Origin of the sequence: Psychrobacillus sp. FSL K6-1267, from assembly GCF_038003265.1 — a bacterium.
GTDB classification, from domain to species: domain Bacteria; phylum Bacillota; class Bacilli; order Bacillales_A; family Planococcaceae; genus Psychrobacillus; species Psychrobacillus faecigallinarum.
In genome coordinates this window covers 3651275-3663743 of sequence record NZ_JBBOOR010000001.1, presented here as the reverse complement: position 1 = coordinate 3663743, position 12469 = coordinate 3651275, and the positions used below count along the sequence as shown (strand labels likewise).

Below are 12469 nucleotides of genomic sequence, written 5' to 3'. Positions count from 1 at the left end.
TTGTATTGAAAGCCGACAAGTCTAGTGATGATGGCGAAGAGGTCACACCCGTTCCCATACCGAACACGGAAGTTAAGCTCTTCAGCGCCGATGGTAGTTGGGGGTCTCCCCCTGCAAGAGTAGGACGTCGCTGGGCATTGGAAAAAGTCGTTACCGAGAAATCGGTGGCGGCTTTTTTGTTTGTTCTATAAAGAAATTAGAAGCGTCGAAGGCACTAACCATTTCTATCTAAGCAAGTGTGCGAGAAAGCAGAGGGGCAAAGAGTTCGAGGAAGCAAGGAAGAGAGGCTCGGAGCGTATAGCATACGCGAGAACCGATCGACTGCGGCTGACGAAGAAATCTGCCGTCCATCTGGTTTCGCAGCCGCGCCGATGGTAGTTGGGGGTTACCCCTGCAAGAGTAGGACGTCGCTGGGCACTATAGGAAGTCGTTACCGAGAAATCGGTGACGGCTTTTTTGTTTGTTATTATTAAAGAAGTAAAGTCGAAAGTAAGCTTCTCTTCCAAAGAAGGAATGTCCATGATGCTATTGTTTCTCCAATGCTAAATTAAATGAAATCTTTATAAGTGCATCTTTCGTCATCATTTTAAGAGGGGTATTTATTATGTCGAACAAAATTATCGATTATTTCCTTGAAATGACATTTCCCGGGAAATAGGAACGAAATATGACAGAAAGAAAATAATTTAATCCTTTAAGTAAAAGCGTATCTGATTTAGTATTATTTTAGGCATAAATTTAATTGGAATAATATGTTTGCAAAAAATCAAATTGAAAGGATTTGACGAGGATAGAGTAACTGATAAGAAGAGGAAATATTGAACGGTCATAAAATAATTTATCCGGTCAGAAAAAAATCTATCCGGTTATAAAATGACTCTATCCGGTCATAAATTTTTCTATCCGGTCATAAATCTCCACGAACGGTCATAAATCCAGAGATTCTTCCTAACTGCCGTTATTTTATGTCTATAATTTACCTTTCCAACGAAAAATCCGCAAAAAATATCAAAACATCCTAACTTCTACCATATAAACTGTAATTAATAGGAGGTGCATGAGCGAATGAATATAATTCAACAAACAATTAACTGGTTGGAAAATAAACTAGAGGAACCAGTTCGTAACGAGGAAGTAGTACAAGTTACTGGCTATTCTTTTTATCATTTTCATCGATTGTTTCAGCAAAAGGTTGGAATGTCGTTACATGAATATGTTCGTAACAGAAGACTTACGATAGCAGCACAGCGATTGATATATACAAATGAACGTATTCTAGACATTGCGTTTACTTATCAATTTGAATCGCAGGAAGCATTTACTAGAGCCTTTCGTAAGGCACATGGGTTGCCACCAGGGGAGTATAGAATGCTCATGCGTACCTTACTAGAAAATCCAAAGGAGGTAGAGGTTATGAAAGGTTGGTTTATAAGTGGTACGAACCCACAGAGCTATGAAATGGGTAGAGATTTTCAAGAGGTGCATAAGGGAAATGCTTCAGGCTATTTGCGTTCTGTAATGGCTACAAAAGATGAAGAATTCGGCACTGTCATGCAACAGTTTCAGGCAAGTAAATACTGCGGTAAACGATTAAAGCTATCTTGTTTTATAAAGTCTATGAATATAGATGGGTTTGCTGGTCTTTGGATGCGGATTGACGCCAAGGACGGCGACACACTTCAATTTGATAATATGAGCAATCGTCCTATTAAAGGGACCACTGGATGGAATCATTATAGCGTTGTACTAGATGTACCTCCAAATGCAGGAGTGATTTACTTCGGTGTTTTATTGCAAGGCTCAGGGAGTATATGGATGGACGAGTTTGCTTTTGAAGAAGTGGATGATAAAACTCCTACAACAAACTTAAATACTCCTGATAGTATGCCGGCTGAACCAGTTAATTTAAATTTTGATCTGGAGTTAGAGTAGACAAATGAATATCAGGGATACCTTTTTATAAGGTCGTTTTTCTACTCATTATAACCTTTATGGTTTTTTTCGGAAATACATTCTTTCAAATCAAATAAAAAACCACATCTTAAAGGTGTGGTTTTTATTGCCTAAATTTTATAGACAATTTCGTTTAATTATTATATACTACATTACAACACTAATGTACTAACTTCAATTGAGAGGGGATTTACCGCAATGATTTTAAATACGGATAGTGCAAAGCCCATCTATGTACAAATTGCGGAATGGCTAGAGAATGAAATAATAGCCGAGCGGTTTAAAAGTGACGAAAAGGTATATTCCCAATATCAGCTGGCAGAACTATTTAATATTAATCCTGCGACTGCAGCTAAGGGACTTACAATATTAGTAGAGGAAAATACGTTATATAAGAAAAGGGGACTTGGGATGTTTGTTGCGACAGAAGCCAAGACGATGATTCTAGATAAACGAAGAAATGAGACACTTACAAAAATGGTAACAGATCTGGTATTAGAAGCTAAAAGGTTGTCAGTGACAAAAGAGGAGTTAATTCAACTGATTCATAAATGCGAGGGGGAAAATTGATGAAGACAATTGAATGTCGAGAAGTCAAAAAAAAATATAGTAATATGAATGCTTTAGAGGATATAACCTTCGAGCTAAGTGATCAGAAAATTACAGGCCTTATCGGTCGCAATGGGGCAGGTAAAACAACATTATTGAAAATATTAACTGGTTTTATCATGCCTAGCTCAGGGGAAGTATGTGTCTTTGGGAGAAATCCCTATAATGACTTATTAGTATCTGCGAACAGTATATTAGTAGATGATCAGATGACTTTTCCAGACTCTCTGAATCTAGAAGAAATTTTAAACCTAGCACCAACCTTTTATAAAAAATGGGATGCTGAGCTTGCCAAACGCTTACTAAATTATTTTAAAATAAATCCAAAGCTTAAGTATTCTAATTTGTCCAAAGGGGCATCTGCTACATTTAATCTGATTTTTGGACTTTCTACGCACTGTGAGCTAACTATGCTGGATGAACCGATGAATGGGATGGATGAAGCAGTGAGGACTGATTTCTACCGAGCATTACTGAAGGATTATATAGCACATCCACGTTCCATCTTGATCTCTAGTCACCACTTAGCGGAAATAGAGCACTTGTTAGAGGATATTTTATTGGTTCATCAAGGGAAGGTAATATTACATCAATCACTTGATGAAATAAGAGATTATGCTGTGGGACTTCAATGGACGACAGCTGATTTAGATAAATGGACAGCAGGGGAAGAAATTTATTACTCAAAGCAGATTGATAGTGAGAGAAAATACGTAGTAGTGAAAAACACTTCTACCATTGAAAAGGCTTGTGCAGAAGGTGCTAGTATTCAGTCATTGTCGGCAAGCGATGTGTGCATGTACGTGACTAGTGATACTAAGGAGGGTATTGATGATGTTTTTAAGTAATGTCAGTTTAGCAAGCGTAGTGAAAGCACAGGTGAAATTTAAGCTACAGGCTTTTATTGGATCTTTTCTTTCATTAATATTCATCCAAGTGTTAGCACTGCTACTTACTAGTAGTACTGGAACGAGCGGAACCAGCTTTAATGGCACAGAAATCAGTTTTAACATTTTTACACTTGATGGTGTCTTTGTATTTGTAGCAATATGGGCCGTATTTGTCGGGAATTTAATCACTACTAAGGCGTATCGTTATGATGATTTTTCGTTTGTCTCTACTCGACTAAGCAGTAATATAGCCAATATAATTGTACTGATGATTGTAAGTATAATTGCAGCGGTCACTACCTTTTTATCGACCTACCTGTTGCGTTTATACCAAGTAGTGTTTAGTAAAGTAGAGTTTATAAAAAGCCCAGGAATATTGAACGAGCCAGGGGAAACAGTCATGACTCTTCTTTTATTGTTCATCCTTATTTGGATGTTGACCTCTTTTGGGTACTTGCTTGGAGCATTAGTCCAAAAGCATAAGAGATTTATAATATTACTTCCTTTACTCTTTGTAGGGCTAGTGATTACCTCCTTGGGGCAAAATATTATACAATATTTCTTTATAGTAAATGGAGACTTGTGGAGCTTTATGCTAAAAGTACTTGGTGTAACTGTAATCTTCTTTATCATTTCACTTGTAGCCGCAAATAGATGGGAGGTAAGAGCATGAGTAGCATGTTTGTATTCCTAGTAGCCTTTCTCCCAATTGTTTTAATAATAGTAGTAGCTTTAATTTTAATACAACTGTTTAAAAAGCGTAAAAGGTCCTTCAATGGCTCCTTTAAGCTTAAGAAGTATATTATTTTTACTTATATTGTGATTCTCTTAATGGCAACGCTTGTTTTTGAGCTTATCCCAAGTAATCATTCAAATCTTCTAAAAAAGGAAGAGGTTCAAGATCTAGAAGCAGAAAATAAAGCATTAGAAGAAGCTTTAAAAAACTCTGAGACAAATAGTCTTACTGAAAAATTTCTGATTGAAGAGTGGACACAGGAATTAAGTGGAACGAATCTATCTATTGGATATGAAGGAATTGACACTTACTCGACTAGGTTTGTGGTGGAATGGACGGACTCTAGCGATCAAGTCGTAGAAGGTAAAGTTTATAGAACTAACACCCTTATATTTGGCATACCTATGGAAGAAAAAATACCTCTTCATATGATATATTGGTCTGGGAACCACCTAGTTGCGAAGGAGATAACGGGACAAAAAGTCGAATTTAATAAGTTTTCTAACAGTTTAACGATTCTCCCGGATGATAGTAATGAAGTGTTTTCGTATGAAAATGTAAGAGGCGTCACATATATTCACCTAAAGGTTCCGAAACATATAGAAATAGATGATCCATTAGGTTTGCAAATTTATTAATTAGGAGTGGAATAATTTGGGTTTATTTATAGGCATTGCACTATTATTAATCGTTTTAATCTCTTCTAGTACAATTGAAAAGAGATTAAAAAATATAGAGAGACAAAACGATCGCCTCATTGAAATTTTAGAAAAAATAAGTAATAAATAATAAGTGCCTGCTTAATGCAGGCGCTTTTTTTTATAGCCTCACATCAAATAAAAACTTGAGACGCCATAGTAATGCTTTAGATGGGAGAAGAGGGAATAGAAAGTCTCGAGCAGCGGCGATAGGACGTGAGGAAATTTGAGCAGTTTCCCCAATTTGTCTAGAGAGGCGAATTACTTTAGCTGTACGGGCTACTCGCTTCTTCTCATAATGTGCCAATACTTTATTTACATCTTTGAATTGTTTAAATCCGTTTCCTAGTACAATTGAGTCTTCGATTGCCTGTCCAGCGCCTTGTCCCATATTCGGTGTGGTTGCGTGGGCAGCATCTCCTAATAAGACAACTCGATCAAACACAAAATTTTGAAGAGGCTTAATATCGTAAATGTCATGATGGAGAAGATTTTCCGCAGGAGTAGTAGCAATAATATCGGATGCTACGCTAGGAAAATGAGTGAAGATAGTTGCCACTTCTTGAGGCTTTAGCTGTTGATAGGCAGGATTTCTAGGAGTGGTGTTAATACAAGCAAACCAATAAATAAGCCCGCCTCTCATTGGTGCCATGCCGAACCTGCCTCTTGTGGACCAAAGCTCTTTGGAAGTGTATTCTTCTACCCTTCCTTTGTTCTCTGTTATACCTCTCCAACAAGTATAGCCAGAATATCTGGGTGTGGTATTAGGTAAAAGCTGTTGGCGGATAGGAGAATAAATACCATCAGCTGCTATTAGAAGCTCTGCTTCAGCTGTAGATCCGTCTTCGAAAAAAGCTGTAATCCCATTTTCATCTTGTCGAATGTGAATGCATTTTTTATTATACTGAATGGTATTTGGTTTGAGAGCCTCTAAAAAGGTTCGGTGGAGGTCAGCACGGTGTATGGTGATATTCTCTTGTCCATACATTTTTTTTAGGACGGAGAAGTCGATGGTGTTTAACGTTTTTCCATGCACATCTTGAAAAACTTGTGTATGCAGCACGTAGCCGTTATTGAAAATTTCTTCTCCTACACCGATTCCCATTAGAGCCTGCAAAGCATTGGAGCCGATTCCTATTCCTGCTCCAACCGGTTGAAAGGCTTTAGCAGACTCAAAAACTTGTACTTCTTGACCTTGATTTTGGAGAGTCACTGCTGCACAAAGTCCTCCAATACCGCCACCAATTATGGAAATTTTCACGTTAACCATCCTCCTTAATAACATCTAGTCTAGCAGAAAATTTATGTTATGCTAATAAAAAGGGGAGGGAGAAACATGATTGCATTAGCAAAATATGAACCAAACTATCGAGAGGCATTGGACAATTACACATTGTCTGAGGAACACCTAGCCTTCACAGGTCATCCAATAGAAATGTTGAAAAAAAGTGAAACAAATCCTACCTACACTCCAATAGTTATATTAGAAGGGGAACAAGTAGCGGGCTTTTTTGTATTAGACATAGGAGATGACAAGCTACATTACACCGATATACCAGAAAGTATTTTACTAAGAGGATATTCCATTCATCCCAATTATCAAGGGAGAGGAATAGCTAAAGCCTCTATTAAGCTTCTGCCTTCATTTGTAAAAGAGCATTTCCCAGATATAAAGCAAATTGTGCTCGGGGTCAACGAAGCCAATAAGGCTGCCCAGGCTGTCTATTTAAAGAATGGATTCATAGATGAGGGGCGCAGATACTTAGGGCGTTCAGGATTTCAAATAGCTATGTGTCTTAAGGTAAATAAATTACTAGTACGTAAAGCTCAGCAAGGGGATGAGCAGGGGATAGTTGATGTATGTGTAGCTGCACAATGGAACACATATAATGATTTATATTCTAAGGAGTACATAGAAGGTGTTATTCAAAAGTTTTACACGGTAGAGAGAATCCAAAAGGAAATTGGGGAAACTAATCGTGATTGGAATGGATACTTTGTAGCGCTTCTCAACAATGAAATCGTTGGTGCAATTGGCGGTGGAGTAGATGATAAAGGAATTTCAGAGGTATATGTCCTTTACTTGGATCCAGAGAAAAGGAACAAAGGAATTGGAACAAGGCTGCTGAGCTATCTAACAGATGTTCAACGAAGTAAATACGGTGCACATGAACAATGGGTGTCGGTAACGAAAGACAATATGCTTGGAATTCCTTTTTATGAGGCACGAGGATTTAAATTTCAGCATGAGCAGCAATCCTATGAGAGCAAGCCAGAGGATCAAGCCATTTCCTTAAGATATAAACGAAATATATAAATAGAAGAAAAGCATCTGGACCAGATGCTTTTTTTATGTTTTAAAAATATATGCTTTGTTAAATTTATTTATCTATTCGTGCAATTTTCCTATTTTAGCTTATATAAAATATCATCGTCCTCGCTTGGATTACCACGACCATCTGTATTATTAGTGACAAAATAGAGTGCTTCACCATCTGAAAAGACATCACGTACACGTCCAAAGCCAGTGATGGACTGTTCTACATTGCCCGTTTCTACATTCATCACCTTTACTGCTTCTCCGCGAAGAGAGGCTACATATAGCTTGCCCTTGTGAAAGGTGATGCCGGAAGGTGCCCATGTCTCACTACTGCCCGAAGTAATGATTGGGGTCACAAAGCCATCCTTTGTCTCATTCCCTTCAATAATGGGATAGCCATAATTCTTGCCCTGTTCAATTATATTAATCTCATCGTTAGCTGATTGGCCATGCTCTGCCTCGAAAAGTGTACCATTTTCATGCCATGCAAGTCCCTGAGGATTGCGATGACCAGTGGAGAAAATTTTGAAAGAGCCATTGTCCTCCATTCGTACAATTTTTCCGTTCATTGATGTGTCATCCTGAGAATTATTAGGGTCACCTGCATCACCAATAGTTACATAGAGTTTTCCATCAGGTCCTATTTCTAGTCTTCCGCCATGATGGATATTACCAGTCTTTATTTTATCGATGTGTATTTCTATTTCATTCCATTTCTTGTTTTCTCGCTTTAAAGTAACTACACGATTAAAAGATTCACCATTTAGGTCGTACGTATAGTAGGCAAAAGCCTCCTTAGTTTCTTGAAAGTCTGGTTTAAGTACAAAGCCAAGTAGCCCTGCCTCGGAAGCGGAGGATAGCTTATCCGAAAGCAAGACCTCCTCGTGAGTAACAGTTGCTCCATCAATAACAGCTATGGTACCAACTCTCTCAGATATATAAAAGATGCCATCCTGCTGGTTGATTGACCATGGAATATCTAAATTGGTCGCAACTTTTTCTGCAATTTCTTTTTCAGGTTCAATTGCCTCCTGAGAGCATCCGAATAAAATAAGTGATAATAGTATGAGTCTTTTCATATAAAAACCTCCTCCAGTTAGTACTTCTATTAAAGAAAAGCATAATCCTGCCTAAGACAATAAGTTTTACAAATGATAATCGATAGATTCTATCGAATTTACTTATCATAAGAGGGAGGGTATGCTGAATTTACAGAAGAGTTAAGAAAGAAGGCTAGACAATGGAATTTCTAATTTTTTTTATAATTGGAATAGCAGGGAATACGGTAGGAACGCTAGTAGGGGGCGGAGGACTTATCAGTCTGCCATTGATGCTGCTTATGGGCTTACCGATACATTCAGCAATCGGTGCGAACAAGGTATCAAATACAGTTAGCTCTTTATCAAGTTTTCTGGTCATTTTTTCTAAAAAGGAAGTGTCAGCGAAGGAAGCACTTTCTGTATTAATATTTTGTTTAGGGGGAGGAATATTAGGGGGACTCACTGCGTCGTTCCTAAGCGGAGAGACGTTGATGATCCTTGCGATTGTGTTATTAAGCTTTGCATTTATTAACTCCTTTATGGGAAAAGGTAATTTTGATGGAACTTCAACCTTCCAGCTGAATAAAAAAACGATTCCTTCCTTAGTGGGGATTGGAATGTATGATGGAATGTTCGGACCCGGAAGTAGTACACTGGCATTATACTTGTATGCTAGTGAGAAAATTGCCTATATCCGAGCGGTAGGGCTAGCTAGAATCGGTGTATTTGCTAGCTGTTTTGGAGCCTCTATTACGTATATATCCACTGGGAAAATTTTGTGGCCAGTTACTCTAGCGCTTATGTTAGGAGCAATTATTGGAGCGCAGCTAGGAGTAAGGCTAGCGCGCAAATTAAAATCTAAGCACATAACGCCACTTCTACGGGTAGTAACAGTTTTGTTGATAGTGCAAATAGTAATTGATTATATAAAGTAATAGGAAAGGAGAGGTTATATGAAATTACATTGTGCAATTTTAGATGACTACCAGCATGTAGCTATGGAAATGGCCGACTGGTCAACTGTGAAGGAGCAGGTAGATGTACAATCCTTCTCTCAGCATTTTGAAAAGGAAGAGGAACTATTAAAAGCAATTAACCATTGTGAAATTATTGTTATCATGCGAGAGCGGACCCCCTTTACAGCATCACTTTTTGAAAAGTTACCCAAGCTAAAGCTCTTAATAACCTCAGGAATGAGGAACGCTTCTATAGATTTAGCAGCTGCAGCTGCACATGGAGTAACTGTATGTGGAACAGCGAGCTCTTCAGAGCCACCGACTGAGCTGACATGGGCTCTAATCTTAAACCTTGCCAGAAAAGTTACAGAGGAGAATAGATCATTAAGAGAAAATGGTGCATGGCAGAGCACCGTAGGAACAGATCTACACGGTAGAACTTTAGGATTGCTTGGATTAGGTAAAATCGGTAGTCGTATGGCTATAATTGCAAAGGCATTTGGGATGAATGTTATCGCATGGAGCCAAAACTTAACGAAGGAGCAAACCGACCAATATGGTGTTCGTCTTGCAAATTCAAAGGAAGAGCTTCTAGTAACAAGTGATTTTGTCTCTGTTCATTTAGTATTAAGCGACCGAACAAGAGGGCTAATAGGAAAACAGGAATTACAGCAGATGAAAAGTACCGCCTATCTGATCAATACTTCTCGCGCTGCTATTGTAGACCAGGAAATGTTAATAAAAGCCTTACGTGAAAAGTGGATTGCAGGAGCAGGCTTAGATGTATTCGATGAAGAGCCACTACCAGAAAATCACTCATACCGCACACTAAATAATGTGCTAGCAACTCCGCATTTAGGCTATGTGAGTGAGATTAACTACAGTACCTACTTTAAAGAAGCAGTTGAGGACATTGCAGCTTTTCTAAAAGGAGAAGCTATCCGTAAAATAAATTAAAGCTAGATGAGACACCAGGAGTAGAACCGACTGATTTGTGCTGAGCTGACTCACAGGGTCAAAAAAGAAGGGGCACAAGACTAATTGTAGTCTTGTGCCCCTTTTACTTACCTTATTTCAATTGTTCAAGCTGTCTGCCAAGCTCTCGCAAGTCAGCAATTTGCTCAGAAGTAGTTGTTTTCAATAATGCTTTTTGAGATTTTAATACTCGATCCAGAACTGCAATTTCTTCTGATAGGTCTGGATTTTCTGTATCCCTTTTTTCTTTAAGAGAGTGGATTAATGTGTACAGATTTTCGTGTCCAACGATTCGTCCCTCTCCCCACATTAGCTTATCGGCTGGCGCATCTAGGACGTAGGCTGTGAAGTAATCAAATACTTCTTGGTCGAAGTCATAGGCATACCAATTATTATCAATATTCCAAAGGTATTCATCTAATGGTGTAGCGATATCTCCATCCTTTAATGCTTCAATTGATAGAGTTAAGTTATTAATGTTGTTTTGCGGATGCTCAAATGGGAATATAACTGCATCCTCCCAAGTAAGGCGAGTGAAGCTGTCCTCTGTATGCTTAAATGCAGATAGCAAGTCACTGTTGAGCTGACGGCTTTGATTATAAAGCTTTTTAGCAGTGGCATGATCATCCTTAGAAAGGGCATTTAAGTAATCTTCATTAATCTTTGCCACCTTCTTATTTACGTTTTTTGCCACTTTAAGTACGTGATCAATTTCTTCTATTAGCTTGTCCGAAGATACCTCAGCTTGTTCAAAGATATTTTCATCTAATGTTTCTTTCATAGCGTTTAGACGGGTTGTAAAATCTAAAGGTACAACAGCAGTTTTGTCATAATGCATGGTTAAAAGTCCATACAAGTTTAAGTGGAATTTAAATGCATCCTCATTATACTGCTCCTCTGTATCGAACTGAGAATGGTAATGAGTACGCATATAATTGCTATCTTGGAAATCATTACGTAGGGCAGGGACGCCAGCAATATTAAAGGAAAAATCATCTGACCAAGTACGTAATGGAGATACAACAGAAATTCCGTCTTTATAAACTCCTTCTACAGTAGGAACATCTTTAGAGAACTCTGTAAGATAATTATTCAATTCGTAAGTAGCTCGAATTTCATCCTGTGTAGTATGCTCATAAGCAGGTAATTCAAAATTCATATTGGCAAATGCTTTTCCAACCCATTCTGGATGGATTTTAAAGATTTGATTGTATGCTCCAGTTGACCAGTCATAACGAGAGTTAGAAACTCCCCATTCCTCAGCTGCCAAGGCATTAAAGATAATTGTTTTTTCCGGCTGATAGCCACTGTCGACTAACCCTTTTGCAACACCCATCATCAATCCAATTGCTGCATTGTCATCCTGAAAACCTGTGAAGTAGGAGTCATAATGGGCAGATAGGATAATATAGGACTCGGGATCCTTTCCTACTATTTTTCCGTAGTAGTTATAGGATTTACCATCCATTTCAACAGTAGATTTTGCATCAAATTTTACTTTAATGGAGCCAGTCTCACTAGCTTCCAATGCTTTTTTAAGATTATTTCCATCAGTTTGGGACATTGAAAATGCAGGGGCATCATCTGGTCCACAAATATCCTGAGCATTCAGTGCATCTGGGGATGCTTCGCCATAACCAGCTTCTTGTACGGCTATAACACCTGCAGCACCTTTTACATGGGCTTGATAAGCAGGATAATTTATCCACCATTCCTCACGCTGATTAATATCTATTAAAACGAGCTTGCCTTCGATGTCGAGGCCTTCTAAATCCTCTGCAGTTGCTTTTCCACCGTAAACAATATCATATTCCTTCATACCATTTGTATTGAAATTAACCTGATACCCACCAAGAACAGCTAAATGTTCCTTCCCGTTTTCATCGGTGAACGTTAAATCGGCTTTTTCAAATGTCCAAGTATCTAAAGAAAACTCATCCTTCGTTACTTCGGTAAGGCCTATTTTCTCCATCTCTTGTCCAATTTTTTCACCGGTTTTTAGTTCAGCCACAGAACCAGCAGTTCGGTATCCAAGCTTTTCATTTGTTTTAAATTCTTCTAAGCTTTTAGTAAATTCGTAGGCATAATTTACATCAACTGATGATAAATACTCATCTGAAATATTATCGATTAAACCATCTTTTACTTTATCAGCGTCCTCTTTTACCTCTTTGTCAGTACAGCCTGCAAGAGCAAGTCCTACCAGAAGGGATAGAGTTAGCGCCTTTGTGATTCTTTTCATGTATCACATTCCTTTCATACTATGTAGAAATTAATATTATCAAAAAATAA

12 protein-coding genes and 1 rRNA gene are annotated in these 12469 nt (G+C 38.2%); 10 read left to right on the top strand and 3 right to left on the bottom strand.

Features of this window, described 5'->3' with window-relative positions; genetic code table 11:
* Window positions 1-20: 20 nt before the first annotated feature.
* The 7 genes from rrf (at window position 21) to MHB55_RS18725 (ending at window position 4977) form a co-directional block, all read left to right on the top strand.
* Window positions 21-136: ribosomal RNA gene (gene rrf, locus MHB55_RS18755) — 5S ribosomal RNA — on the top strand.
* A gap of 929 nt (window positions 137-1065) precedes the next feature.
* Entirely contained in the window at window positions 1066-1932 is an 867-nt protein-coding gene (locus tag MHB55_RS18750) for a helix-turn-helix transcriptional regulator (RefSeq protein WP_340863821.1), read from the top strand.
* Between the two features lie 219 nt (window positions 1933-2151).
* The gene (locus tag MHB55_RS18745; RefSeq protein WP_340863820.1) at window positions 2152-2523 is read left to right on the top strand and encodes a GntR family transcriptional regulator; all 372 of its coding nucleotides are present in this window, start codon (window positions 2152-2154) and stop codon (window positions 2521-2523) included.
* Between the two features lie 44 nt (window positions 2524-2567).
* Complete coding sequence (locus MHB55_RS18740; RefSeq protein WP_370455762.1) at window positions 2568-3410, top strand: ATP-binding cassette domain-containing protein; 843 nt, start codon at window positions 2568-2570, stop codon at window positions 3408-3410.
* Window positions 3394-4125, top strand: coding sequence for a hypothetical protein (locus MHB55_RS18735; RefSeq protein ID WP_340863819.1), 732 nt, complete (start codon window positions 3394-3396; stop codon window positions 4123-4125). Before MHB55_RS18740 ends, MHB55_RS18735 begins: the two co-directional genes overlap by 17 nt.
* Window positions 4122-4826, top strand: a complete 705-nt coding sequence (locus MHB55_RS18730; protein WP_154312218.1) for a hypothetical protein — start codon at window positions 4122-4124, stop codon at window positions 4824-4826. The genes MHB55_RS18735 and MHB55_RS18730 overlap by 4 nt, the downstream gene beginning before the upstream one ends.
* A gap of 16 nt (window positions 4827-4842) precedes the next feature.
* Window positions 4843-4977, top strand: coding sequence for a hypothetical protein (locus MHB55_RS18725; protein ID WP_255475362.1), 135 nt, complete (start codon window positions 4843-4845; stop codon window positions 4975-4977).
* Window positions 4978-5007: 30 nt separating this feature from the next.
* Here MHB55_RS18725 and MHB55_RS18720 read toward each other — a convergent pair whose 3' ends face one another.
* Window positions 5008-6147 carry an FAD-dependent monooxygenase gene (locus MHB55_RS18720; RefSeq protein ID WP_340863818.1) on the bottom strand — a complete coding sequence of 380 codons (1140 nt, stop codon included), beginning with the start codon at window positions 6145-6147 and terminating at the stop codon, window positions 5008-5010.
* A 75-nt stretch (window positions 6148-6222) separates the two neighbouring features.
* Between MHB55_RS18720 and MHB55_RS18715 the strand changes: the two genes are divergently transcribed.
* Window positions 6223-7203, top strand: a complete 981-nt coding sequence (locus MHB55_RS18715) for a GNAT family N-acetyltransferase (RefSeq protein WP_229653998.1) — start codon at window positions 6223-6225, stop codon at window positions 7201-7203.
* Window positions 7204-7292: 89 nt separating this feature from the next.
* On the opposite strand, the gene MHB55_RS18710 is transcribed toward MHB55_RS18715, so the two are convergent.
* A complete protein-coding gene (locus MHB55_RS18710; protein WP_144541664.1) occupies window positions 7293-8285 on the bottom strand; it encodes a PQQ-dependent sugar dehydrogenase in 993 nt (330 codons plus the stop codon).
* A gap of 161 nt (window positions 8286-8446) precedes the next feature.
* On the opposite strand from MHB55_RS18710, the gene MHB55_RS18705 reads away from it, so the two are divergent.
* Both MHB55_RS18705 and MHB55_RS18700 read left to right on the top strand, forming a co-directional pair.
* Window positions 8447-9181: a sulfite exporter TauE/SafE family protein gene (locus MHB55_RS18705; protein WP_144541666.1), complete on the top strand. Its 735-nt coding sequence runs from the start codon at window positions 8447-8449 to the stop codon at window positions 9179-9181.
* An 18-nt stretch (window positions 9182-9199) separates the two neighbouring features.
* Window positions 9200-10159 (top strand): D-2-hydroxyacid dehydrogenase family protein, encoded by a 960-nt coding sequence (locus tag MHB55_RS18700; protein WP_191697936.1) that lies wholly within the window; start codon window positions 9200-9202, stop codon window positions 10157-10159.
* 112 nt (window positions 10160-10271) lie between these two features.
* Here MHB55_RS18700 and MHB55_RS18695 read toward each other — a convergent pair whose 3' ends face one another.
* On the bottom strand, window positions 10272-12419 hold the full coding sequence (locus tag MHB55_RS18695; RefSeq protein ID WP_191697937.1) for a M28 family peptidase: 2148 nt from the start codon (window positions 12417-12419) through the stop codon (window positions 10272-10274).
* Window positions 12420-12469: the final 50 nt, after the last annotated feature.

What these genes read in the sequence shown, in the direction of transcription:
- MHB55_RS18750 (WP_340863821.1), top strand. Translation starts at nt 1,066, where the DNA reads ATGAATATAATTCAACAAACAATTAACTGGTTGGAAAATAAACTAGAG.
- MHB55_RS18745 (WP_340863820.1), top strand. Translation starts at nt 2,152, where the DNA reads ATGATTTTAAATACGGATAGTGCAAAGCCCATCTATGTACAAATTGCG.
- MHB55_RS18740 (WP_370455762.1), top strand. Translation starts at nt 2,568, where the DNA reads ATGAATGCTTTAGAGGATATAACCTTCGAGCTAAGTGATCAGAAAATT.
- MHB55_RS18735 (WP_340863819.1), top strand. Translation starts at nt 3,394, where the DNA reads ATGATGTTTTTAAGTAATGTCAGTTTAGCAAGCGTAGTGAAAGCACAG.
- MHB55_RS18730 (WP_154312218.1), top strand. Translation starts at nt 4,122, where the DNA reads ATGAGTAGCATGTTTGTATTCCTAGTAGCCTTTCTCCCAATTGTTTTA.
- MHB55_RS18715 (WP_229653998.1), top strand. Translation starts at nt 6,223, where the DNA reads ATGATTGCATTAGCAAAATATGAACCAAACTATCGAGAGGCATTGGAC.
- MHB55_RS18710 (WP_144541664.1), bottom strand. Translation starts at nt 8,285, where the DNA reads ATGAAAAGACTCATACTATTATCACTTATTTTATTCGGATGCTCTCAG.
- MHB55_RS18705 (WP_144541666.1), top strand. Translation starts at nt 8,447, where the DNA reads ATGGAATTTCTAATTTTTTTTATAATTGGAATAGCAGGGAATACGGTA.
- MHB55_RS18700 (WP_191697936.1), top strand. Translation starts at nt 9,200, where the DNA reads ATGAAATTACATTGTGCAATTTTAGATGACTACCAGCATGTAGCTATG.
- MHB55_RS18695 (WP_191697937.1), bottom strand. Translation starts at nt 12,419, where the DNA reads ATGAAAAGAATCACAAAGGCGCTAACTCTATCCCTTCTGGTAGGACTT.